General features: G+C 37.9%; 20 protein-coding genes, 6 tRNA genes and 1 pseudogene. 11 read left to right on the top strand and 16 right to left on the bottom strand.

What is annotated here, in order from left to right:
* The first annotated feature begins 243 nt into the window (after positions 1 to 243).
* The gene (locus SALWKB2_RS07350; protein ID WP_025331024.1) at positions 244 to 2,340 is read left to right on the top strand and encodes a TonB-dependent receptor; all 2,097 of its coding nucleotides are present in this window, start codon (positions 244 to 246) and stop codon (positions 2,338 to 2,340) included.
* Between the two features lie 76 nt (positions 2,341 to 2,416).
* Here the strand turns inward: SALWKB2_RS07350 and SALWKB2_RS07345 are convergent, their stop codons facing one another.
* The 6 genes from SALWKB2_RS07345 to SALWKB2_RS07320 all read right to left on the bottom strand — a co-directional run bounded on the left by SALWKB2_RS07345 (position 2,417) and on the right by SALWKB2_RS07320 (position 8,191).
* Positions 2,417 to 3,532, bottom strand: coding sequence for a Tim44 domain-containing protein (locus SALWKB2_RS07345; RefSeq protein WP_025331023.1), 1,116 nt, complete (start codon positions 3,530 to 3,532; stop codon positions 2,417 to 2,419).
* Positions 3,533 to 4,030: 498 nt separating this feature from the next.
* Positions 4,031 to 4,672 carry a trimeric intracellular cation channel family protein gene (locus tag SALWKB2_RS07340; RefSeq protein WP_025331022.1) on the bottom strand — a complete coding sequence of 214 codons (642 nt, stop codon included), beginning with the start codon at positions 4,670 to 4,672 and terminating at the stop codon, positions 4,031 to 4,033.
* Between the two features lies 1 nt (position 4,673).
* Complete coding sequence (locus tag SALWKB2_RS07335; protein WP_025331021.1) at positions 4,674 to 5,372, bottom strand: 16S rRNA pseudouridine(516) synthase; 699 nt, start codon at positions 5,370 to 5,372, stop codon at positions 4,674 to 4,676.
* 37 nt (positions 5,373 to 5,409) lie between these two features.
* Positions 5,410 to 6,867 (bottom strand): sodium:proton antiporter, encoded by a 1,458-nt coding sequence (locus tag SALWKB2_RS07330; RefSeq protein WP_172349901.1) that lies wholly within the window; start codon positions 6,865 to 6,867, stop codon positions 5,410 to 5,412.
* Positions 6,868 to 7,029: 162 nt separating this feature from the next.
* Positions 7,030 to 7,605, bottom strand: coding sequence for a DUF1415 domain-containing protein (locus SALWKB2_RS07325; protein ID WP_025331020.1), 576 nt, complete (start codon positions 7,603 to 7,605; stop codon positions 7,030 to 7,032).
* A 103-nt stretch (positions 7,606 to 7,708) separates the two neighbouring features.
* Positions 7,709 to 8,191: an Lrp/AsnC family transcriptional regulator gene (locus SALWKB2_RS07320; RefSeq protein WP_025331019.1), complete on the bottom strand. Its 483-nt coding sequence runs from the start codon at positions 8,189 to 8,191 to the stop codon at positions 7,709 to 7,711.
* Between the two features lie 633 nt (positions 8,192 to 8,824).
* On the opposite strand from SALWKB2_RS07320, the gene SALWKB2_RS07315 reads away from it, so the two are divergent.
* From SALWKB2_RS07315 to SALWKB2_RS07305, 3 genes are all read left to right on the top strand, one after another.
* Positions 8,825 to 10,012 carry an MFS transporter gene (locus SALWKB2_RS07315; protein ID WP_025331018.1) on the top strand — a complete coding sequence of 396 codons (1,188 nt, stop codon included), beginning with the start codon at positions 8,825 to 8,827 and terminating at the stop codon, positions 10,010 to 10,012.
* A gap of 301 nt (positions 10,013 to 10,313) precedes the next feature.
* On the top strand, positions 10,314 to 11,495 hold the full coding sequence (locus tag SALWKB2_RS07310) for an FAD-dependent monooxygenase (RefSeq protein ID WP_025331017.1): 1,182 nt from the start codon (positions 10,314 to 10,316) through the stop codon (positions 11,493 to 11,495).
* Positions 11,496 to 11,531: 36 nt separating this feature from the next.
* Positions 11,532 to 12,695, top strand: coding sequence for an FAD-dependent monooxygenase (locus SALWKB2_RS07305; RefSeq protein WP_038648938.1), 1,164 nt, complete (start codon positions 11,532 to 11,534; stop codon positions 12,693 to 12,695).
* A 616-nt stretch (positions 12,696 to 13,311) separates the two neighbouring features.
* On the opposite strand, the gene SALWKB2_RS07300 is transcribed toward SALWKB2_RS07305, so the two are convergent.
* The 8 genes and pseudogenes from SALWKB2_RS07300 to msrAB all read right to left on the bottom strand — a co-directional run.
* Positions 13,312 to 13,402, bottom strand: a tRNA-Leu gene (locus SALWKB2_RS07300).
* A gap of 42 nt (positions 13,403 to 13,444) precedes the next feature.
* A tRNA-Cys gene (locus SALWKB2_RS12210) sits at positions 13,445 to 13,519 on the bottom strand.
* Positions 13,520 to 13,538: 19 nt separating this feature from the next.
* A tRNA-Cys gene (locus SALWKB2_RS07295) sits at positions 13,539 to 13,612 on the bottom strand.
* Positions 13,613 to 13,652: 40 nt separating this feature from the next.
* Positions 13,653 to 13,728 (bottom strand) — tRNA-Gly (locus tag SALWKB2_RS07290).
* A gap of 30 nt (positions 13,729 to 13,758) precedes the next feature.
* Positions 13,759 to 13,834, bottom strand: a tRNA-Gly gene (locus SALWKB2_RS07285).
* A 30-nt stretch (positions 13,835 to 13,864) separates the two neighbouring features.
* Positions 13,865 to 13,940, bottom strand: a tRNA-Gly gene (locus SALWKB2_RS07280).
* 107 nt (positions 13,941 to 14,047) lie between these two features.
* Positions 14,048 to 14,620: a CDP-diacylglycerol--glycerol-3-phosphate 3-phosphatidyltransferase gene (gene pgsA, locus SALWKB2_RS07275; RefSeq protein WP_025331015.1), complete on the bottom strand. Its 573-nt coding sequence runs from the start codon at positions 14,618 to 14,620 to the stop codon at positions 14,048 to 14,050.
* Positions 14,621 to 14,858: 238 nt separating this feature from the next.
* Positions 14,859 to 15,851, bottom strand: a pseudogene (gene msrAB, locus SALWKB2_RS07270) (bifunctional peptide-methionine (S)-S-oxide reductase MsrA/peptide-methionine (R)-S-oxide reductase MsrB); the annotation flags it as partial.
* A 146-nt stretch (positions 15,852 to 15,997) separates the two neighbouring features.
* Between msrAB and SALWKB2_RS07265 the strand changes: the two are divergent.
* The 5 genes from SALWKB2_RS07265 (at position 15,998) to rfbD (ending at position 20,211) form a co-directional block, all read left to right on the top strand.
* A complete protein-coding gene (locus SALWKB2_RS07265; RefSeq protein WP_025331014.1) occupies positions 15,998 to 16,486 on the top strand; it encodes a GNAT family N-acetyltransferase in 489 nt (162 codons plus the stop codon).
* A gap of 389 nt (positions 16,487 to 16,875) precedes the next feature.
* Complete coding sequence (nrdR, locus tag SALWKB2_RS07260) at positions 16,876 to 17,331, top strand: transcriptional regulator NrdR (RefSeq protein ID WP_025331013.1); 456 nt, start codon at positions 16,876 to 16,878, stop codon at positions 17,329 to 17,331.
* Positions 17,332 to 17,436: 105 nt separating this feature from the next.
* Positions 17,437 to 18,030, top strand: a complete 594-nt coding sequence (locus SALWKB2_RS07255; protein ID WP_025331012.1) for a hypothetical protein — start codon at positions 17,437 to 17,439, stop codon at positions 18,028 to 18,030.
* A 3-nt stretch (positions 18,031 to 18,033) separates the two neighbouring features.
* A complete protein-coding gene (gene ribD / locus SALWKB2_RS07250) occupies positions 18,034 to 19,176 on the top strand; it encodes a bifunctional diaminohydroxyphosphoribosylaminopyrimidine deaminase/5-amino-6-(5-phosphoribosylamino)uracil reductase RibD (RefSeq protein ID WP_025331011.1) in 1,143 nt (380 codons plus the stop codon).
* A 174-nt stretch (positions 19,177 to 19,350) separates the two neighbouring features.
* Complete coding sequence (rfbD, locus tag SALWKB2_RS07245) at positions 19,351 to 20,211, top strand: dTDP-4-dehydrorhamnose reductase (RefSeq protein WP_025331010.1); 861 nt, start codon at positions 19,351 to 19,353, stop codon at positions 20,209 to 20,211.
* Positions 20,212 to 20,267: 56 nt separating this feature from the next.
* Here the strand turns inward: rfbD and SALWKB2_RS07240 are convergent, their stop codons facing one another.
* Together SALWKB2_RS07240 and SALWKB2_RS07235 are read right to left on the bottom strand one after the other, a co-directional pair.
* Positions 20,268 to 20,711 carry a DNA polymerase III subunit chi gene (locus tag SALWKB2_RS07240; protein ID WP_025331009.1) on the bottom strand — a complete coding sequence of 148 codons (444 nt, stop codon included), beginning with the start codon at positions 20,709 to 20,711 and terminating at the stop codon, positions 20,268 to 20,270.
* Between the two features lie 10 nt (positions 20,712 to 20,721).
* The gene (locus SALWKB2_RS07235) at positions 20,722 to 22,131 is read right to left on the bottom strand and encodes a leucyl aminopeptidase (protein ID WP_025331008.1); all 1,410 of its coding nucleotides are present in this window, start codon (positions 22,129 to 22,131) and stop codon (positions 20,722 to 20,724) included.
* A gap of 133 nt (positions 22,132 to 22,264) precedes the next feature.
* On the opposite strand from SALWKB2_RS07235, the gene lptF reads away from it, so the two are divergent.
* Both lptF and lptG read left to right on the top strand, forming a co-directional pair.
* A complete protein-coding gene (lptF, locus tag SALWKB2_RS07230; RefSeq protein ID WP_025331007.1) occupies positions 22,265 to 23,374 on the top strand; it encodes an LPS export ABC transporter permease LptF in 1,110 nt (369 codons plus the stop codon).
* Complete coding sequence (gene lptG / locus SALWKB2_RS07225; protein WP_025331006.1) at positions 23,374 to 24,462, top strand: LPS export ABC transporter permease LptG; 1,089 nt, start codon at positions 23,374 to 23,376, stop codon at positions 24,460 to 24,462. The genes lptF and lptG overlap by 1 nt, the downstream gene beginning before the upstream one ends.
* The last annotated feature ends 440 nt before the right edge of the window (positions 24,463 to 24,902 follow it).

The following is a 24,902-nucleotide window of genomic DNA, read 5'->3' as shown; positions in this document are numbered from 1 at the left end:
CCGGCTGAAAACCGGCAGCTTTTTTACCTGATTATTTTCTATCAGCGTTGAAAAAAAGTATTTTCAGAATGTGATGTTTTAAAATATTAATAAGATAATATTATGTTTAGGAAAATATAAATTAATCTACAAGCGATATTTTTAATAGTTTATTGACAGTAAATATTCATAAGTGTTATCTGTCACGGTTAGTTAATTTTATAATAATTTTATATTAATATTTTTAATTTAAGAATAGTAGTTATGATACACACACATCTGAAAATATTAGTTCTGTCACTGACAGCGCTGCCATTTATGGCTTATGCCAATGATAAAAATGATGAAGCAGATTTGCCGGATATCGAAGTCACTGCTTTACGCACTAATTCAAAATGGCTAAATACTACAGCTTCTGTTTATACTGTAAATGCAAATACACTCAAAAATACGCCTAAAACTAATATCTCTGACGCTTTGAAAGCTATTCCGGGTTTACAAGCTCTCGAAAGAGAAAATTATGCTCAGGATATGCAAATATCCATGAGAGGTTTTGGTGCCCGTTCGACATTCGGTGTTCGCGGAATCAGGATTTATGTTGATGGAATTCCGTCTTCTATGCCTGATGGACAGGGGCAGACATCCAATATCGATTTAAATTCTCTGGAGAAAATTGAGGTACTTGGCGGACCTTTTTCTTCTTTATATGGTAACTCTTCTGGAGGAACTATTCTCGCGACAACCCGTGAGGGTACAGGTAATCCGAGTGTCAGTGTTGGTTTTAACACGGCGCGTTTTGCTAAGCAGCAAACTTCATTTCAGTTACAAGGCGGAAGTAAAGCGGCGAGTTTACCGGCATATAATATAAGTTCAAGTTACTTTGATACCAATGGTTACAGGGAACATAGCGACGCAAGAAAAGTCCTCAATAACGCAAAATTTACTTGGGATTTAAATGATGGCAGTACATTGAATTGGGTACTTAATCAGGTTCGTATCCGTGCTGCTGATCCCGGAGGACTGACACGTAAACAGTGGCAAGAAAATCCACGTCAGGTAGCTCAGAATGTCAGAGATTATAATATGCGTAAAGAAATTGACCAAAGTCAGACCGGTCTGACGTGGGATAAATCAATCAATGAGCATAACAGTTTATATGCTATGGCGTATGCTGGCCGGCGTCACGTTGTGCAGTACCAGTCAATTCCGGTCAAAGCTCAGACAGCTCCTAAACATGCCGGAGGTGTTATCGATTTTACCCGTCATTATTATGGAACCGATATTCGCTGGCTGAATACAAATACAATACCTAATCTAACTTTGATTGGAGGTGTGGCGTTTGATAAGGAAAATGAGGACCGACAGGGCTATGATAATTTTAATAGTACGCATTTAGGGGTTAAAGGAAAATTACGTCGTGATGAGGATAATACCTTATGGAATTTAGATCCTTATATTCAGTTTTCGTGGAAATTTTTACCTGAATGGCATTTAGATGGCGGGTTACGCTATAGCAATGTGCATTTCAGAACACGTGATCATTATCTGGCTAATGGTGATGATAGTAGTACTATGCGATACCATAAACTGTTGCCCGGTATTTCACTAGGCTGGAACTTTAGTAATCAGGCAGCAGCCTATGTTGCTTATGGTAAAGGTTTTGAAACACCGACATTTACTGAAATGGCATACAGACCGGATGGACAGGCTGGTTTTAATCGTAATCTTAAGCCTTCTAGCAATGATACAGTTGAAGCAGGACTAAAATTTGAACAGCCGTGGGGCCAACTGACAGCTACAATTTTTCATACTGAAACTCACAATGATATTGTTTCTGCGGTTTCATCTGGCGGCAGAAGTACGTTTCGTAATGCTGACCGGACGAAAAGATATGGTAGTGAATTATCTTGGCAAAAGAAGTTGTGGCAGGATTTACAAGTTCAAGCCAGTTATTCCTATGTGGATGCGAAGTTTGATAGTGAGATAGCAGCACAAGGTAAAGCAGCCGCTGTTAGCAAAGGTAATAAAATTCCGGGAGTTGCTCAAAATCAGTTTTATTTAGGATTTCAATGGCAACCTAAGCAAGGGTGGCAGGGGGGTATGGATATCCGTTATATGGATAAAATATATGTTAATGACAGCAACAGTGATTATGCACCTGCTTATGCTCTTGCTTCAGCGAATATCGGCTATGAATGGGTTCATCGCGGCTGGACAGTAAGCAGCTATGCACGTATAGATAATATATTTAATCGCCGTTATGCTGGATCTGTGATTGTCAATGATAGTAATGAGCGATATTTTGAACCATCACCTAAACGTACATTCAGTACCGGAATTAATATTCGTAAAATGTTTTGATTGAAAAAAAGCACTGATATTTCAGTGCTTTTTAATATTTAAATATAATTGCTAGTTAAATATGTGCAAGTGAGAATTAATCCTGCTGTATACCTGCAATCAGCCAATCCTGCTGACTACCCATAGGTTTAACAAAATGCCATACTTCACTGAATGGTTGCTGTGCACTACCCAGCTCTTCACTCACTAATCCACTAAAACGTACACTGGCAATATACTGACCATTTTCCTGAGTGCTATCTACCAGTTCGGCATTAAGATTACTGAATTCAGCAGTTTCATGATTATTTATAATATCATTACGGATATCTGCGAACATATCTGAAGTAAAGTAACGGCGGATTTCTTCCAGATTTGAGGCATTGTTCATTGACTGAACATGATTAAAACGTTGGCGTGCGAAACGCAGAAATGCGTCTGGATTACTTCCGTCTGCCATGCCAGATAAATTGTTTGTCATTAAATTATTATTGCTTCCAATATTTTGTCCGAAAATATTGGTACTACTACTGTTGCTATTATTGTTTAATGAAGTGAAATTATTAGGCTTGGTATTTCCGGCATAAGGTATATTTGACTGATTATTCCTTTTAGCGGCAAAACGACGGTAAAGATAAACACCACCAAATACAATAATAAGTAACCATAACCAGCTAAAGCCACTTTTAGGTTCCGGTTGTGATTGTTGCTGTACCTGTGGCTGATCAGAATTGGTAGATTGAGTAGCGGCTGCATTATTACTATCAGTAGCATTCTCACTATAATTACCATCAGCATTTGTCACAGGTGCATTGGTTTGTTGCTGGTTATGATTAGCCATTGCATGACCTGCAAGTGCCCCAATAGCGGCACCAGCTACACCTGCACCAATTACCCGACCGGTATTGCTACCGCGCGGCTGTGTCTGACCAGAATAATTGTTCTGATTATCAGAGCGATAATCATTACGTCCGGAGTTAGAGTAAGAACGTGACATACCTGCATTATTGCCACCGCCAAGTCGGCTGGAAGAAGAGTTTGCATAGTTGCCGCGATTGGATTGGTAGGATGAGCCAGAATAAGAGCTGGAGTAACTTGAGCGGGACATTCCACGGTTACCGCCACCGCCAACTCTTTTGGCTTCAGCCAGTGGACTCAGTGTCAGGCTGAGAATAACTGCAGAAGCAATATAACGTAATTTTCTATTTTCCATCACTTGGATACTTTCTTATCTATAATATTAAAACTAACTTTACCGTACATAGCGCTGAAAAATAAGATTTCAAGCAAAGAAATAGTTATTATTTAATCTCTTTTACGGTTTTATGGTTGCTTTTGCAAATAAAAGACAGCATTGTAGCGCATGAAAGAATGATAGTCATATTGGGTTATCAAAATATTTATCATTAAATCATAGTATGAGTTCAGAAGAAGATTAATAAAATAGTGATAATTTATCAGAACTAATATTTTGTTTGTATTTATCAAAATACAAAATAGCTTCTTCTATCGGTAGAAATGACTGATAAAAATTGCAGATAAAAAGAACCCTCTGTGCCAAGGGGAGAAGCAGCAGAGGGCCAAAATAATGTTTCGACAAGAGAATACTGAAAAACCATTTTAAATCTTTAATTTATACGCTTGTAGCTGCGTATGAACATCATCTTAATGACTTAGACTGTTTTTTGCAGCGAAAGTTCTTGTAGTTTTGTTATATTTTGTAATTTTTCTTCTTTTGAAATCCCGGCAGGGTAATGTTGTAATGATAAGCGAGTAAACGGCTTAGTACACCACCAATAAACAGCAAATTAATACTTAATGGTGTAACCATTTTCCAGTGATCCAGCAGGCACAGAAGTAAGCCAAGTAAAATAGCAATGGTACCGTAAATATCACTACGTAAAATAATGGGTACTTCGTTTACCAGTATGTCGCGAAGTATCCCACCGCCTACAGCTGTTACAAATGCCAGTGTAATTACACCAAACCAGTTTAATTCAAGATCTAGACCAACTTGTGCACCTGTCAGACTGAATGCTGCCAGCCCAAGAGCATCAGCAACAACAAACCATACCGCAAGTACACGATGACGATGATATTGTAAATGGCACACCCATGAAATTAATAATGTAATAAAAATAGTCCACAATGCTGTATTACTTTTAAAAATCATAGGAATATGACCGACCAATGCATCACGCATCATGCCGCCGCCTACCGCAGTAAGTAAAGCTACAATGACCACCCCGAGAATATCAAGTCTTTTGCGAAAACCAACCAGATAACCTGATACGGCAAAAGCGACTGTTCCGATAATATTGATTAGTTGGAAAATAATATCTGTATTAAGCATGTTACATTAAGCCGGACTCAGGTTGAAAAAAACGCCATCCGCCAGCAGGTAAATCTTCAGTCTGCCATAGTCCGAAAGCACTGCGATGCAAGGCAGTAACACGATTGCCGGCTGCAGCTATCATCCGTTTTACCTGGTGGTATTTACCTGAAGTAATGGTAAGCTGTAAGGTATGCGGATCAATTAACTCAGCGGCCTGTGCAGTTACCGTTTCGTTATCATCGTGTAACAAGACCCCGTTTTTTAAAATAATACATAGTTTTTCGTCTGCAGCATGCTTCAAACTAACACGATAAATTTTTGGAAGTTTATGTTTTGGTGACGTGCAACGGTGATTAAACTGACCATCGTTAGTCAGGATTAATACGCCGGTTGTATCTGCATCTAACCTGCCTACAGCCTGCATGTCCAGATGACGCAATGGCTCTGGTAATAAACTAAAAACACTCGGATAAAATTGTGGTTTATGCGAAGTTTCATAATCAGCGGGTTTATTGAGCAGAATATAAAAATAAGGAAGAGGTACTGGAATCAGACTCACGTCATCAATATATAAACTGCTTACCGCTTTCGGGTCGATATCCATTTGAGCATGATTGCAGAGCGTATCATTAATTCGTACAGCATCGTCGTCAATTAATGCCTGACATTGCTTGCGACTGCCCAAACCTTGTGCTTGCAGGTATTTCAATAATTGCATAACTAAATAAACCTTAATGGCCGGCTATTCCGATAAGTTAAAAAAACAATAAAGTATCCAGTAAAAAAACCGGAATAAGCAGAGTAACAGACCAACTCATGTAGCCAAAAAAGCTTGGCATAGTAATTCGATGTTGCTCGGCAATAGATTTAACCATGAGATTAGGAGCATTACCAATATAACTGAGCGCCCCCATGAATACTGAACCCATAGAAACCGCCATTAATGTAGAAGGTAAATGTTGCATTAGTAAAGCAGCATCACCTCCAGCAAGATTGAAAAACACTAGATAGGTAGGCGCATTATCCAGGAAGCCGGATAATAAACCACTTAGCCAGAAATAGAGAGTGTTTACAGGTTCTCCATTTTGCTCGATTAAATTTATCAGTATTCGGAAACTTCCTGACTGTCCGAGTTGTAATATAGCCATTACAGGAGCAATAGTTATGAAAATTCCGATAAATAATTTACCTACTTCAATCATAGGTGCCCAGTTAAAGTCATTTTGTCTGCGTAATTTCGTTGGTGTTAATTTTAGCGAGCATAAAGTAATGATGAGCAGTAAACCATCACGTATCCATGCAACTAAACTGGTTTCAATTCCGTAAATATTCCATACCGGTAAATTTTTACATAATCCGGAAATCAATATTACTCCAGTAACTGCAAATAATAACAATAAGTTGGCTTTACCCTGAATAGACCATGAAGAAATACTGTTCTGAACTTTATCATTAGTAATAATTTCACGTTGCCATAAATAGTAATCAATACAAAAGAAAATAAATAGTAAAATCAGAGTATTGATAATTACGGGCAAAAGCATGTGAACGAATGTCCACTGAAAACCAACACCTTTCAGAAAACCCAGAAATAATGGCGGGTCTCCAAGCGGGGTTAATCCGCCACCGATGTTGGCCACTAGAAAAATAAAAAATACCACAAGATGAGTTCGATGGCGTCGCTGTGCATTGGCCCGCAATAAAGGGCGGATAAATAGCATGGCAGCACCAGTTGTACCCATGATTCCGGCCAGAAGTGTACCTGCTGCCAGAATCAGTACATTGAGTTTTACACTGCCATTACCATTATGCTGAATAAGAATACCACCGGAAAGTGTATATAAAGCCAGTAGTAAAAGCATAAATGGAATATATTCCTGTAACAATGCATGTATGGTAATAGATAAACCAGCTGAAACATTATAGTAGCAGCTCAGAGGTATCAGAAATGCAGCACACCATACACCGATAATTTTTCCACTATGACTATGCCATGTTTTAGGTATCAATATCGGACACAAAGCTATAGACAAAAGCAAACCGATAAAAGGAAAGCACCACCATAAACTCAATTCATGGGCAGGTAAGCCGGCAGCCAGTACAGGAAATGGTAATAAACTAACGATAAATAAAAATATTAATTGCAGTATTCGATTGCCTTGCTTTAATAAAGAAAAGGCAAACTGTACAACAGAAGGGTTAACTGGCGTCATTCTTGATAGTTTACTATTTAAGCAAATAGAGATTTTAACAATAATTTCGTATGGTGTTAAAAAGTAAACTCGATAAAAAGTAAGCTATTAATAAAAGATTTAGCATGATAGTTCAGAGGAAAGATTCGAATTTTACAATTTGATATGAAGTTTAAGATTAATTTATTTTGATTTTTGCAACGGGTATTCGATTGCTAATTTTGTCCAGCCTTCCATTCCCATTTCACGTAACAATGCTTTGTTACGTTCATATATGGTTGCAGTATCAGGAAATGCCGCAATCGCTTGATCAATACTACTTTCACGTATCAAGTGTAAAATAGGATAGGGACTGCGATTAGTATAGTTACTGATATCATCCTTAGGTTCATCAGCAAACTGAAATTCAGGATGAAAAGGGGCTATTTGTATGATGCCATTTGCTCCAATCTCCTGAAGTACATCTTCTGCTAAAGTTACAGCATCCAGAAACGTCTCAAAATCTGTAAATAATGAAGGTTCGACAATTAAAGTGGTTTCTGTTTCGTGTGCCGGCGTTTGTAACAACAACTGAATTTCCTGCTCTATGAATTCCAGAAATGCATCAACATGTCTGGCATGGCTTATGCTAAACCGCAATCTTTTTAAATTGTAAGGTTTTCTGGCAAAAGGGCAAAGATTAAGTCCGATTACTGCCTGTTCCAGCCAGTGGCGGCAAATAGCAATAATTTCTTCATCCTGATTATAAATGACAGACATATGTATTTATCTATGTAGATAACAGACGCTCAAGCGTAGCATGAATTCTTAAACAATTAAAACATTCTTTACTATTAGTTTATTAAAACTAATTTTGAGTTTTTTAGCCTACATTTAAATGTTCCAGCGGTAACGAAGTAGTTGTTTTAATCTCTTTCAGTACAAAGCTGGATTTGGCATCTTCCACTCCCGGAGTTGCCAGTAAAGTTTCCAGTACGAAGTGCGAAAAAGCATTCATATCTGAGAAAAAAGCCTGAAGAATGTAATCAGACTCCCCAGTGAGTGCAAAACAATTAAGCACCTGAGGCCAGCTTTGAACAGCAAGAGTAAACTCATCACGGGACTGTTTACTTTTATTAACTCTAACCCGAATAAATGCCTGCAAACCCAGTTCTACATGATAAGGGTCCAGAAGAGCTGCATAACGGCGAATAATCCCCGATTCTTCAAGCTGCTTTAACCGGCGCAGACATGGCGATGGTGATAAAGCTACTCGCTCGGATAGCTCAACATTAGTAAGACGACCATTATCTTGTAAAACTTGCAGGATTTTCAGGTCGGTTTTATCTAAAAAACTTATTGCCATGATACAAGGATCCTGAGGATTATTGTCGCAGCGATGAAACAGGCGGCGATAATAAATTAAAGTTAAAGTTTATACAATTTATAAGATTGCACTTAATTACACAAATTTATTTTATTTTGACATTAATTTAAAATTAATACTAGTTATTCCAAATGCTTTTTAAATATCTAATCCCCTTATTACTATAAAAAATGTTGATACTATTCTACTTTCTTGAAATATATTATTCAGTTTAAAGTTGTAATATCTGTATATTATTGCTAATTGAAGTTTACACGGATAATAACCATTAAATGCAATAAATAAAATGATATTGTTTAATTAGTTGATTGATATAAATATTTTTATATAGGTAATATTTATTCATATTTTTGTAAGCGTATAAACTCAATTTATTAACGGTTTATTTTTTAAGAAATTAATAATTAATAATAACTATATAAAGAATAAAGTGATATTATCCAGAAGTTTAAATTACTGCAAATCTGAAAAGCTATAATTACACTGAGAGGTATAATAAATAAAATACATAATATAACAAATTTTAAAATATTTTGTTTAACCATTATTTGAAATAATCAGATTAATTATTATATGTTATTCAGATAATTCTAATAAATAGTTTGCATTATAATGAGTAAACCACTTACACCTTCAATCACTCCAAAACTGAATCTGGCCTTAATTATAACAGTGCTGATTACCGGTGCTCTGGCTTTTATTCAGGTTTACGCTATTCAGTCAGTGTTACCTGTATTGATGCAGGAGTTCCATGCCAGTGCTGCTGCAATAGGTTCAACTGTAGGAGCGACAATTTTGGCTGTCGCATTAACGTCTCCGTTTTTAGGAATGATTTCAGATGCTTTCGGACGCAAAGCTTTTATTGTAGGTTCGGTTTTTTTTATTGCTATTCCTACTTTAGCATTGTCTTTTGTGCACAGTATCAATTGGCTATGGTGGTTGCGCTTTGCTCAGGGTGTTGCAGTACCCGGCATAACTGTCGTTTTACTGGCTTATTTAGGTGAAGAATTTTCTGGTAATACACGTATCAAACTGATGAGCTTTTATGTTTCTGGTACGGTATTGGGTGGTTTCCTTGGCCGGTTTCTGATGGGATACCTCACAGACTTTATGGGCTGGCGTCATGCTTTCTTAATAATGGGTATTATCAGTATATCTGGAGCGGTTCTGGTATGGAAAAATCTTCCTGCATCGCAAAAATTCGAGGCTAAACCACAGATTTCAACAGCATTAATAACCTTATGGCATCATTTACATAATCGGTATATTCTTGCAGCTTGTGCATTGGGTTTTTGTGTTCTGTTTTCTCTGGTTGGTTGTTTTACCTATATCAATTTGTATCTTGATCAGCCGCCATATAATCTAAGCAGTTCACAATTAGCTAATATTTTTGCCGTATATCTGATTGGTATGATTATTACTCCATTATCTGCTCGGTTAATTGTCAAATTTGGTACCAATCTAACTGTATTAATAGCTATGAGTTTATCCATTTTGGGTGTGCTGATAACCCTGATGCATCCGTTATGGGTTATTGTACTGGCACTGGCTATTATGAGTAGCGGTATTTTTATTACACAATCGTCTACTATTACCTATATTTCTGCCAATGTAACAGAAGGCCGTTCGCTGGCTTCCGGTCTGTATTACATGTGCTATTATGCAGGCGGTTTTGCCGGCTCATTATTATGTGGTCATGCCTTTGAGAGTGGAGGGTGGTTTATGACTGCTGTTGTACTAATTAGTGTACAGTTGCTGGCAATGCTGATTGGTGGTGTGTTGATGCGAAAAAAAGCATAAACAGAAACATTGAAACCATATAAAGCACCATTTTTATAATGATGTTTTATTTTGTATATTTTTCGATTTAGTAATTGTATCTGTCGAAATAAATTTTATCAATTTATAAACTATTAAGTAAAAGAGTAATATTTATTTCATTATCAGGCTGAAGAAGTTGGAGTAGAACTTTAGTGCTTGAAAAAAGAATTACATATTAGCTTAGCAAGAATTTTATTTAATCTGACTGGTAAATAAGATTTATGTTTCTATATGGATAAATTACGTTAGAATTTGACTGTCTTGATTAAGAGTACTGCTTATGCAGCCATTATCACATTATCCGTTTATTATTATCGGTGCAGGCCCTGTTGGCATGCTTACTGCTTTGTTGTTAAAACAGCAGAATCAATCGGTTTTATTACTGGAGGCCAGAGCTGCTGACAGTAATCTGAATGATCAGCGTACTCTTGCTTTGTCATATCATAGTATCCAGACTTTCCGGCAGGCCGGAGTATATCTGCCTGATGAAATGTTGACTTTTATCCGGCAGGTACATGTTTCACGGCAGCATCATTTTGGTCGTGTACTAATGTCAGCACAGGATATAGGATTACCTTATCTTGGAGCGACGATTGATTATGTCAGATTATTACAGGCTTGTGAAACAGCATTACAAAAAAACAATATATCTGTGCAATGGCAAACAACTGTTGAACAGGTACAAAGTACAACTCATTGGGCTTCAGCACAGTGTTTTTATCAGCAACGAAGGCATAACTTAACTGCACAATGGCTGATTCTGGCAGAAGGAGGTGAACTGGCTGCCGGTTTGCCGAATATAAAAGTACACACCCATGATTACCGGCAGCTGGCTTTAGTTAATACTCTAAAGTTCGAGGCAGGCAATCATGCTATTGCCTATGAACGTTTTACTGAAAATGGACCGCTTGCTTTATTACCTTATAGAAATGATTTTCGACTGGTCTGGACATGTACTCATGAAGAAGCATTGCAACGAGAGCTGTGGAATGTGGCAGAATTTAATCAGCAGTTACAGTCTGTAATGGGAGATCGCTTAGGTCATTTAGAGCAAATGGGAACGCCGGCAACTTTTCCATTGAAATTACGTCAGCTTAACCAGGTATATAGCCAGAGAGTAATTTGCATTGGAAATGCTGCCCAAACCATGCATCCAGTTGCTGCACAAGGATTGAATCTCGGTGTTCGTGATGCCGAAATGTTAAGTGCAACATTTGGTAAGACAGATAAAATTTCTCTTAATGATAGTTCTTTAGCCGGAAAATATGCACGAATACGTGCTTATGATGCTCGTGCAGTTGTAGGCTTTACGCATATTCTGGTACAACTGTTTGATCATGCTCACAGCGGGCTGGCATATGGACAAAGTATGGGTATGAGTATTTTGGGATCAGTGCCTGTTTTGAAGCATAAGTTTACCAGGCAGCTGGTTTTTGGAGTAACTCCTCATCCCGATATCTAGAATAAATACTATTGTTTAAACGATATGGAAAGCAAAATGAGCATAAACACACAATATGATTTTGATGTCATTATTCTAGGTGGAGGGTTGGTTGGTGCAACTTTAGCTTTAGCTTTACATCAGCAAGGTAAAAAAATTCTTATCATTGAAAAAAAGCCACCTCAAACAGATTTGCTCAGTCTCTCTCAGTCTTGGGATGCCCGTATTTATGCCATTAGTCCGACTAATCAGCAATTTTTCAATAGATTAGGAGTTTGGCCGGAAGAAAGAGTACAAAAAGTAAGCCATATGGAGGTTTATGGTGACGGTAATGGATGTATTAGTTTTGACGCCTCCAGTATAAATGTACCTTGTTTAAATTCAATGGTTGAAAACCGCTATTTGCTGGCAAAATTGTGGCTAGCATTGGAGGAAGAGGGGGTAGCAATAGTCAGTAGTTGTCCTCAATCTGTGATTACCGATGTATGGTCGGCAAAGATAACTCTGGAAAATGGTCAAACTTATTGCAGTCAGCTAGTGGTTGGTGCAGATGGAGCTAATTCTTGGTTGCGTGAGCAGGTTGGCATTGAAGTAAACGCTTCTCCATATCGGCAACAAGGTATTGTTGCTAATTTCAATACGGAAAAACCACATAATGGATGTGCTTATCAGTGGTTTCGTGGTAGTGATATTCTTGCTTATTTGCCTTTGCCGCAGCAGCAGATTTCTATCGTATGGTCGACATCTGACCCAGAAAGTTTGACGAAGCTGGATAAAGAAAGTTTTGCACGGGAAGTTGCTTTGGCAGGTAATCAAAAGTTAGGTGAACTAACACTAACCACTCCTGTGTTCAACTTTGACCTGATAATGCGACAGCCTAAAAAAATTGTCAGCCAAAGAATTGCTCTGATTGGGGATGCAGCTCATACTATTCATCCATTGGCCGGACAAGGCGTAAATCTGGGTTTTGCAGATGTGCAATGTCTCAGTAACTTACTGACAAATGCCAGTGATTCGGGTATATGGTCTATTCTCAGGCAGTATCAGCGATCAAGATTATTAGCAGTAAGGCTGATGCAATATAGTTGTGATGGTTTATTCAAATTATTTGCCAATGACTATTTTCCTGCCATTGGCTGGGTTCGTAATAAAGGATTGAATCTGGTGAATTATTCAGGCTTAATTAAAAAAAGAATGATTCGGGAAGCAATGGGTTTATGATTTAATAATAAAGATTTGTTGCTAAAGATAGAGTAATAATGACTGGATTAAGCAATAATGAAATTATTTTTATATTCTCAATTTATATTTCAATTTATAGCTAATCATAATTGAGAATATAGATTTGTATGAAAAATTTTGCTTTATACAATAGTAGTATTGAATAAAACATTTATCTAACATTGGAATTTCGCTAATTTTATTGTTACCAACATAAATTAGATAAATTTGCTGGCTTTTTATCTCTGTAGTTCTTTATCAGTTTTGCTATTGGCTGCGTATGCCTGAGGGATTAGCTACTTCGAATTCAGTGCCTGTTTTAGAGTTCTATACGCTTCACCCAGCTTTAAATTCATGTTTTTTAAATGCATGGTTATTAAAAATAATAAGTATAGTTTGATTACTGCTTTTCTAAATTTTATAAAATATGTTAGAGCATGTTCTTTATGTATAGGAATATATGTAAGAGGTAGAAAATCATCAATAGAATTTCAGGTATCAATTTAATGTTTGTATGTCACAGAGCAGTTGAAGAAGCAAAATATACAAGTGTGTATTTCTTGAAATATAAATGTAAAGAATCCAGATACATCTAAGTATATCTGGATTCAATAAATGGTGCCCGGAGCCGGAATCGAACCGGCACGGCCGTTTTAAGAGCCGACGGATTTTAAGTCCGTTGTGTCTACCAATTTCACCACCCGGGCGGGTAGTTTTTAATGCACTTTTGTGCATATTTGTGTGCTGTATGGAGGCGGGGGCACGGATTTAAACCGGCCTGCACAGCTTTGCACACTGTGGCATAGTCACTCTGCCACCCCGCCATAAAACTTTAATATAATCTGGAGGCGGGAGTCGGAATCGAACCGGCGTACACGGATTTGCAGTCCGCTGCATGACCACTCTGCCATCCCGCCTTATATATTACTCAATCGGGTAGAGCAACTATTATAAAACTGGAGCGGGAAACGAGTCTCGAACTCGCGACCTCAACCTTGGCAAGGTTGCGCTCTACCAACTGAGCTATTCCCGCAAATTCACTTTATACATGTGAACATGTTTTTGGAGCGGGAAACGAGTCTCGAACTCGCGACCTCAACCTTGGCAAGGTTGCGCTCTACCAACTGAGCTATTCCCGCAAATTCACTTTATACATGTGAGCATGTTTTTGGAGCGGGAAACGAGTCTCGAACTCGCGACCTCAACCTTGGCAAGGTTGCGCTCTACCAACTGAGCTATTCCCGCGTTGTTCATTCGTACTGAATGAAGAAGCAACATTATATCGATGAAAAAAAATGTGTCAAGATTATTAATACATCTGATGAAGTATTTTTTGCTTTCACTATGATTTTTTAGGATTTAAATTCTTTCGTTGCCATCTTTAAATAATACAGCATTGACCAGATAGTAAGGATACAGGCTATAAGCATAAGAATATTTCCAAATATCCATAACAAATTGGGTTCTGCTAATGGTGGAGAGGTGAGTAGTAAAAGAAAAATAGCTGCCATTTGTGCCGCGGTTTTAAATTTTCCCAATTTGGCTACGGCAACACTATTTCGTTTGCCAAGCTGAGCCATCCATTCCCGTAAAGCAGAAATGGTAATTTCACGACCGATGATAATCATGGCAAATATGGCATAGGTGCGGCCGGTTGCTACAAGTAATATCAGAGCAACAGCTACCATTAGTTTATCCGCAACCGGGTCAAGAAAAGCACCAAAATTAGATGTTTGTTTCCAACGACGTGCCAGATAACCATCAAACCAGTCAGTTATTGCAGCTACGGCAAAAAAGCCTGCTGCAAGCCAGTTAATGATCTGGCGATCACTAATCCAGTCTGCTGGCAAATAAAATAATAAAGTAAATATTGGAATGATAAGGATACGCAACCAAGTGAGCAATATCGGAAAATTCCATGGCATAACGGGGTGTCCCTGACAAGTTATGATTTGGTTGCTTATATGATACCGCTTTGAGCGCTTTAAGGTGATTTTTTATTATTGATTGATGAATGTATCTCTGGATAAATTGTTGTGATAATTTTATATTTTTATTTAAATATTTAATTATTAATTATGTTTTGATAGTAATTCATACTATTGGAAACTACAGCATCGGACAGCAAAGATAGTTTATATATCCTGTCCGATGCTGAGGAAGTTACTTCACCATGTCTTTATAGGCAGCATAGCCGGCAGCATCCATCTCTTCATAGGGAATGAATCGTAAACTTGCTCCGTTGATGCAATAACGTAATCCACCACGATCTTGCGGACCATCTTTAAATACATGTCCTAAATGTGAGTCTGCATGCTGACTACGCACTTCAGTTCGCTGCATGCCATGACTGTTATCTTCATGTTTACTCACTGCTTCGGATTGTATTGGCTGACTGAATGCCGGCCAGCCGCAACCGGAATTAAATTTATCCCGTGAGCTGAAAAGTGGCTCTCCACTGACAATATCTACATAAATCCCAGGGACAAACAGTTCATCATACGGATGACTATACGGACGCTCAGTGCCTGCATTCTGAGTAATTTGATAAGCTTCTTCACTCAGTTGCTGGTGTAAAGTGGCTGCATCAGGTTTGTGGAAAGCATTTGCATCATATAATGTTGTGGAAGTCTGCGATGGTGGCAATTCAGGCAGAGGCTCTCGGGCTTTTCGTAAATCAATATGACAGTAGCCTTGTGGATTTTTGTCCAGATAATCCTGATGATATTCTTCAGCGGGGAAAAATTGTTGTAAAGGCAAGTCTTCTACTACGATAGGTGCAGTATAACGCCCTTGTTCAGCTTTAATCATTGCCTGAATGACATCATGGTCAGCCGGATCTGTATAGTAAATACCGCTGCGGTACTGGGTGCCTGTATCGTGTGCCTGACGATTTAGGGTAGTAGGGTCTACAATCCGGAAAAAATGCCGCAGGATATCAGTTAAAGAGATGATATCTGCATCATATTTAACCTTTATCGTTTCAGCATGGCCTGTGTCCTGATTGCATACTTCTTCATAGCTTGGATTATCAGTATGACCGTTGGCATATCCGGCCTCGGTTTCAATCACGCCATTTAAACGCTTAAAATAGCCTTCCATACCCCAGAAGCAGCCGCCAGCTAAATAAATAGTTTTTAGATTCATGATGTTATTCCATATATTTGTGTGGTTTATTTGTACATGCTAACACCAGCATGTGTTGAATAAAAGATGTTGTTTTGCTTAATTATGTTTAAGTGATATAAAATCTCTGACTTATTTTGATAAATTGATGCATTGTCATATTGGTTAAAGATCATATGAGTATTATTACTTATTTACGTCCTGCGAGACCGGAAGACTGTGAAGATATTTATAATGCTCATCGCTATGCTGTTCAGTATACCTGTGCACGTAAATATGATGAAACAGTATTGAAAGCATGGTTGTCATTATTAAATATACAAAGCTATTTGCATACGCTGGCAGATGCTAATAAAGCTTTATGGGTGGTTGATTATAAAGGCCATATACAAGGCTTTTTTCAGATGGATTTAGTAGAAGCTCAACTGGATGCTTTATATATCCATCCTTTCGTACATAATCAGGGTTTGGGAACTGCTTTGTTGCAGCGTGCTGAAGATGTTGCCAGTCGTGCAGGGCTGGGTATGCTGAAGCTCTATGCATCGCTTAATTCCGTAAAATTTTATGAAATTAATGGTTATACTTCATTAGGTGAATGTGCATTGCCACTCAATCGTGAAGTTACCGTTAACTGCTTACTGATGCGCAAATATTTAATTGAGTGATGTGCTATAAACAATATTTAATACTTAATACAGAAAATGAAAATTTAAAATTAATGGTTTGAATAATTATTAAATTTATTTTTATAAATTGTTTGTTTAACTAAATTGTTGATAGTAAATTTCTATTTCTCTTTTTTTTGAGTGTGTTGGATTATCCAATAATTATAATGTGCCTATTTTTTAATCAATAAAAAATAATCAATATAAATCAATATTATATTGTAGTTATCCCCATATTTTACCTAAAGTTTTGCGCTGAATTTTGTGTACAGGTGGATAAGTTATCTATAATTGATTAAATCATTTGAATTTACAGAACAAAGAAGCTTGCCAGCAGTGGTACTGCCTGCCACAATAGCTATTCAGTTTAATATTTATTTTGTATTTATATGAAATGTCCTTTTTGCCAGCATAACAATACACAGGTAATTGATACACGTCTGAGCGAGGGTAATAATAGTATTCGCCGACGTCGTCGCTGTCTGGCTTGTGATTGTCGGTTTAGTACGTTCGAAGTAGTTGAAATGCGGATGCCATTGATTATCAAACGTACCGGAGAAAAAGTTTTGTTTGATCCGGCTAAGTTGTATACCAGTATCAGCAGGGCATTACATAAACGGCCAATGGATAGGGAAAGTATTGAAAATGCAGTGGCAGAAATAGAAACTAATCTTTATCACATGGGGGTTAAGGAAGTTCCCAGTCAGATGATTGGAGATATGGTCTTGAGTTTACTGGCTAAGCTGGATGAAGTTGCTTATGTGCGCTTTGCTTCTGTCTATAAAAGTTTTCACGATGTTTCGGAGTTTACTCAATTAATTGCTACTTTAAAAAATACCAATTAGTTATATCAGCCCTTGAGAAGAGTATTGTTTTGTTCGCTGCATTCGGCGCTAATTCTTGTTATACTTTGTAACTATTATGCCTTGTCATGAAAGCTTAAATATATCATGTTGAAATCTCGTATAGGGTTGTGTGTAATACTATTTTTATTGGGTTTATCTGCTTGTACAAAACAGGATACTTCTGTAACTATGGATGCAAGCGATACTCAGACTGCCAGTAGTAGTGCTGCATCTGCTGATGAACCTGCTGCTTCTGCTACTCAGACTCTGACCAGTAAAGACAATAAACTCAGTATAGTAGTAGACGGAGATTTTGCTGATGTACTGGATAGTGCAACAGACTGGGTAGATCCGGCACAATTAAATAATCTTACTTTATTACAGCATGATGACAGTAGTAATATCACTTTGGCAGTAAATAACTTAGGTACATTAAAAATTAAACCAGATGAATATTTTAAAAATCTGGCTGACAGTCTCGAGCATAATAGTAGTATCAGTAATATCAAAGTAGGTGTCGCTACTGTAAACCGTATGAATTATCGTTTCAGTCATCAGCAAAATGGTACGTTGCTAAATGAAAGCTGTGTTGCACTGACTGTGGATAATAATCTTTATTCAGTATGCGCCAGCAGTGAGAGTGCCGACTATAATGCACTTGCTGGTACTTTAAAAACCATAAATGTACAGAATAATTAAAAAATGAGCTTTTCTGAGCTTGATGCGAAATTTATGCAAACCGCCCTTGAGCTAGCCTGGCAAGGGCGGTTTTCTACCAGTCCTAACCCGCGAGTAGGCTGTGTTATTACTCATGGCGAACAAATTGTGGGTCAGGGATTTCATGTCTGTGCAGGACAGCCTCATGCGGAAATACACGCATTACATCAGGCCGGATATCTGGCAAAGGCTGCTACTGCCTATGTAACCTTGGAACCATGCAGTCATACAGGCCGGACAGGACCATGTGCTCAGGCATTGATTGATGCTCATATTAAGCGTGTTGTTGTTGCTATGAGCGATCCAAATCCATTGGTAAAAGGTAATGGGTTACACATGCTGCAAAAGGCAGGTATACAAGTCGACAGTGGTTTGTTTGCACAACAGGCGCGTGAACTGAATTCTGGTTTTTTATCCAGACAGGAAAGAAATAAACCTTATATCAGATTGAAGATAGCAGCTAGTCTGGATAGTAAGACAGCTCTAAGTAATGGTTTAAGCCAGTGGATTACTGGAGAGGTAGCGCGTGATGACGTACAGACATTACGTGCTGAAAGTTGTGCCATATTAACTGGTGTTAATACTATACTGGCAGATGATCCTCTGTTAAATGTACGTCGTTTTTCGACATTAAGACAACCGTTGCGTATTATTCTGGATAGCCGCTTACGTCTTACACCTGAATATCAGGTAATTCAGGACACTAAAAGTCCTACACTGATCATTACTACTGTCACAGATAGCGCTAAAAAAGCCATTTTTGCATCTTATCCGCATGTTTCTATTCTTACAGTACCTGCAAATTTGCGAGGACAGATTGATTTACAAAAACTTTGGGCAATTCTGGCTAAACGTGATATTGGTTCGATATTGGTGGAGGCAGGTTCTATATTGAATTCAGCATTGCTGACAGCTGATGCAGTTGATGAAATCATTTACTATCAGGCTCCCAAAATACTCGGAGCTAATGCGCGCAATGCTATTGAAATATCGGAAAATCCAAATGCTTTAACAGAGCAGAAATGGCAGACTGTTGATGTAAAAGTTTTAGGTCAGGACTGTCGCTGGTTATTGCGTCATCGTGAAAGTGCCGAATGGTTAGTAGGTAAAGCTGCTTCAGATGCATAGTTAGCTGCATATCAAATCAATTCTTCTGAGTAAAAATGTTTAGTGCTGAAAATAAACTTTCAATATGTAACAATAAGCTTATTTTATGTAAGCATAATTTTTAAACGTGATTTAACATTATCGTTGTAAATATATTCATTTTTCTATTGGCAATTTAAAATAAAAGGTTTCGCCATGCGTATTTTATTAACAGGTTCAAAAGGTCAGGTAGGTAGTTGTTTAAGAGACAGATTACCGGAAAGCTGGGAGCTGATTGCCAGTGATTCTCAGACTCTGAATATTACTGATGCACATAATGTGCTTAATATGGTGAAAACTTTTGAACCGGATGTGATTATTAATGCGGCAGGGTATACCAAAGTTGATGCTGCGGAAGCAGATATAGACAAAGCTTTTGCTGTAAATGCAACAGGAACACTGAATCTGGCTCAGGCTGCGCATTCCATTGGTGCACGTCTGATTCATATATCGACTGAGCAGGTATTTGATGGTCATCATCATGTCATTCTCACGGAAAATATGGCACCTAACCCTTTGAATGTATATGGGCATAGTAAACTGGCGGGTGAACTACTGGCTTTAAATGCTCATGTAGATGCTGTGGTTATTCGTACTTCATGGGTTTATAGTGAATACGGACATAATTTTGTGAAAATTATGTTACAAAAAGGATTAGAAACACCCAATATGCGGGTTGTTGATGATCAGATTGGTTGTCCAACCTATGCCGGAGACTTGGCTGAAGCCATTATACGTCTTGCAGCCTTACCTCATTCCCCGCGCGGTTTATTACATTTTGCAGGAAGTCAGCAGATGAGTTGGGCAGAATTTGCTCAGCGTATATTTACTGAAGCGGCAAAAATTGACGAAAGGTATAATCAGGTTAAGGTAGAACGTATTGCCACAGCTGATTACCAGTCAGCAGCTAGAAGACCTGAGTTTGGTATTCTGGATAGTCGTACCTTGCAAAATATGCTTCCGCAACCGGTTACTGATACACCTTTAGCACATATTGTTGAAAAATTGATGAGATAAAAAACATAAATGAAAGCGGGTTAACTGATAACCCGCTTTTTTGATAACTGCTAGTTTTAGTTTTGCGTCCTCATATCGAAATGCTCAACTTTAAATCCGGCGCTCCGATAAGTGCGAAAACGTTGACGTGCAGCTGCAATTTCATCCAGATCATTACTTACCAGTTCTAATACACGTTCTGGTTTCCGGGGGGCATTACACCAGTATGCATCTGCAAGATTAATAACAACATAATCTTTTTCTATTACTGGTAAATCTTCACCATAAGCCAGTAGTACTGCCTGTAAACCAATTGGTTGAACATGTTGTGGTGACCAGATTTCATGTGGAATAAAACTTGCGGGTTGAAATGACCATAAAGCATGATCCAGTTGATTAACACGGCTTACATCATCACACCAAATCAAAATATTTGAACCACTTTTAAATACTTTATGCGTCAGCCGGCATGTAAATGAAACGGGGTCTGTAATGTGAGTATAAAAAGTAGTTGTGGCCATATCTTTTTTCTCAGGATTGCTGAATCAGATACTCAAGCAGAAGCGGAACAGGACGACCTGTCGCACCTTTATTATTGCCGGAATTCCATGCCGTACCGGCAATATCAAGATGTGCCCAGGAGTAAAATTCAGTAAAGTATGAGAGAAAAGCAGCAGCCGTAATCGTTCCCGCAGGACGACCGCCAATATTTTGTAAATCAGCAAAGTTGGATTTTAATTGTTCTTTGTAATCCTCAAATAATGGTAGTTGCCATGTTTTATCATTAATACTGTCTGCTGCTTGTAATAACTGATCGATTAATTGCTGATTGTTACCTAATACACCTTGTGCAACATGTCCTAAAGCGATGATACAGGCTCCAGTAAGGGTGGCAACATCGATTACTGCTTTAGGCTGGAAGCGTTCAGCATAGGTAAGTGCATCACATAATATCAGTCTGCCTTCTGCGTCAGTGTTTAAAACCTCAATATTTAAACCATTCATAGCCTGAACAATATCGCCTGGTTTAACAGCATTGCCTGAAGGCATATTTTCACAAGTTGGGATTATTGCAACGAGGTTTAATGGTAGTTTGAGTTTTACTGCAGCTGCAAAAGTACCAATAACCGAAGCCGCACCACACATATCAAATTTCATTTCATCCATGGCAGCACCCGGTTTAAGAGAAATACCACCAGAATCAAAAGTAATACCTTTGCCAACCAAAACTACCGGCTTATCTTCGGTGTTCGAAGCTCCATGATATTGCAATTCAATAAGATAAGCTCCGGCCGTGCTTCCCTGTGCAACAGACAGTAAAGCATTCATACCCATTTCCTGTATTTCGGTTTCGTTTATGATTCTTGCACTGGCACCTAAATCATTGGCAATCTTGGCAGCAGAAGAAGCCAAATAGGCCGGAGTACAGATATTTCCCGGTGCATTGCCTAAATCTTTACAGATATTCATACCATAGATAATAGCTTCGGCCTTGCTAAGGTGGTTATTGACAGGGTGAACAGTCTGATAATTGATTTTTTCAAGTAATACTGGCTTAGAATCTTTTTTGAATTTATCAAAGCAATAGACCGCTTCGCCAACAGCAATTGTAAAAGCCTGTACCCATTTCTGGGCAAGTATTTCCGGCAATTTGCTTAAATCTATATTGAGTGATGATTGCTCTTTGGACCAGCTGGCAGCTTTTGCAGCCAGTTTCTGGATACTGGCATAATCATCTTTATCGATGTTTACTACAGCTAAAGCCTGTAAAAATTCATCTTTTACGGTGTGTGTCGCAATAAAATCCTTTTGCTGCTGTTGTAATTGAGTTAACAAAGTATTAGCCAGATGTTGTTCTGGTTTGCTTTCTTTGCAATACACAAATAGTAAAGAACAGTTGTTTTGCGGCTGCAATTGTTCCGCATTTATGCTAAATTCCATATTTTCCTATCCTATTTTATAAGGGCATTGTATATATTCTGTACGAATCATGCGTTAAGCAGAACCGGATGCACTTATTGTAACGCAGGCTGCCGCTAAAGTAAGGACAGTCGCACATGTGTTTAATTATCTTATGATTTATCAACGCCAATTTATTAAAGAATTATCATGGACTGCCGTAGGCATATTCGTGATCTTATTGGTAGTACTGGTAGCTACACAGGCAATCAATCTGCTGGGTCGTGCCGCCAGTGGCCGTGTAGCCATTGATGCAGTGTCTGCGTTAATCGGATTCTGGACAATTGGCCTGACACCTGTACTGCTTATTCTGACAGCTTACATCAGTATCATCACGGTACTTACACGTTATTGGCGTGATAGCGAAATGGTGATCTGGCTATCCAGTGGCTTATCATTAAGAAACTGGATTATTCCTTTAATGAAATTCGCTATTCCGTTTGCAGTTTTGGTGGCAATAGTTTCCATGCTCATTCAGCCTTGGGCAGAGTGGCGCAGCCGTGAGTTTGCGGAGATACTGAAACAAAAACAGGAAATGTCATTACTGGAACCCGGGGTATTCAAAGAAATTGGCAAAAGCCATCCGCGAGTTTATTTCATTGAAACATTTGACCCTGATAGCGGTCGTGCCAGTAATCTTTTTGTTCGTGAAAAAGAAAAAAATGGCAAGGAAAGTTCGATTTTTGCGAAAAAAGGCGAATTTAAACAGGATGGAGAGAAACGTATTCTTACTCTTGAAGACGGTTTTCGCTACTATGGAAAGCCCGGACAGGCTGATTATCAAAGAGCTTCTTTTGACAAAATGACACTGATTATCAGTGTTAATACAACCGTTATTGATCCAAAACAGAACCGGCATACTATTCCTACTTCTGCATTATTTGCTAGTAACAAACCCATTTACAAAGCAGAACTAATGTGGCGCTTATCATTACCGATTAGTGTTATTGTACTTGCTTTAATGGCTTTACCATTATCCTATTTTAATCCCCGTACCGGACATACATACAATATTCTGATTGCAATTGCAGTATTTTTAATTTATCAAAATGGCCTGACCTTTCTGCGAGATCTGGTAGAAAATGGTCGTATACCTTTCTGGCTAGGCATATTTCCAATGCATCTAATGATGTTTATGCTGTTTCTATTCTTATTACGCTGGCGTGACTTCCCATCAGCTTCTTTTAAAACAGCGTTTACATCATTACTGGGAGGACGGTCCTGATGCGTTTGCTTAATCGTTTTGTCATCAGCCAAATGACTGTTTATACTTTATATGCATTATTGGCACTGGTAAGCTTATACAGTTTTTTCGATATTATGGGTGAAATCAGCCATGTTGGTGACGGACGTTATACTGCCGATAAAATGCTGTATTATGTTCTTATGCTGATTCCGACACATGCTTATGAGCTTATGCCTCTGGCTGTACTGGTTGGTGGTCTGGTTTGCCTTAGTCAAATGGCCAGCAATAGTGAATTTACTGTAATCAGAACATCTGGAATCAGTTTGTCTAACATTATTAGTATGATGCTGCAATTTGGATTGTTCTTTGCTGTCATTGCTGCGTTGCTTGGTGAATATATTGTACCTAGAATAGGTCCTTATGCAGAACAGTACCAATTACATGCGCGTCAGAACAGCATCAGTGCCGGGGATAGTGGTATATGGTTAAAACAAGGAAAAGACATTGTAAACGTAGCTGAAATGCTTCCGGATGGCAGCTTAAGAGATATCAATATTTATCGACATGATGAAAATTTTCAACTGACTGAAACTTTACATGCTTTCAGTGCTAAAGTGGATGTTCATTCTACTGAAGGTAAAAAATCTAAATGGCATTTGAATCAGGTAGATCAGTCATTATTGGGTAAAAAGCAGATTTCTGTAAATCATATTGAAAATCTGGATTGGAAAATGTCTGTTAATCACCAGCTTCTCAATATATTGCTGGTAGCACCAGAACAAATGTCAGCTATAGCTCTTTCAACTTATATCAAACATCTGAAGCATAATCATCAACAGACAACACGCTACGAACTTGCCTGGTGGAGAAAGATTGCCTATCCATTGGCGTGTATGGTTATGGCTTTGGTAGCGCTGGCATTTACGCCTCAACAAAACCGGCATGGGAATATGGGTCTGAAACTATTCTATGGAATATGTTTAGGACTATTATTTCATTTTTCCGGAAGACTGTTTGGATTTACCAGTCAGTTATATGGAGTGCCGACTATAATTGCTGCATTTTTGCCTACACTTCTTTTTCTGTGTCTGGCTGTTTATCTGATTCGAAGACAGGAAAAACGTTAATATCCATTTTTGTATTTAAACTTTATACGCCTGAACCTTAAAATGTTAAGTGATAGTTACTAATTTCGATAAGAAAATTAAATGGATATTGTTTTTATGGTAAATCTCATTGAATAATTTATTAATTGCTAAGAAGAATATTGATGAATTAGTTTCTAAGTGTTATTCAATAGAATTTTAGCAAATAATTGACGGTAAAAAGTTTGGCTATAGTGAGTTTATTTTACATATAAAAAATTCTAAGCGAATTAGGAAATTATATTTATATTTACCAGTTTGTAAAAAGTTACAATACCTGAAAATAGTTTTAGTGAATTTGAGATTTTTGCTTTATTTATAATCGAAAATAAAAGATTATTGTCTGTAAAGAATTGACTCAACAGTTAATAGGTAATTTAAATGATTGAGATTTTAATTCAATACATTAATTTTTAGTAAAC

The organism is Snodgrassella alvi wkB2 (genome assembly GCF_000600005.1).
In the GTDB taxonomy this organism is placed as follows: Bacteria; Pseudomonadota; Gammaproteobacteria; order Burkholderiales; family Neisseriaceae; genus Snodgrassella; species Snodgrassella alvi.
Note: the sequence above shows the minus strand (reverse complement) of the source record. Positions and strands in the feature narration are given on the sequence as shown.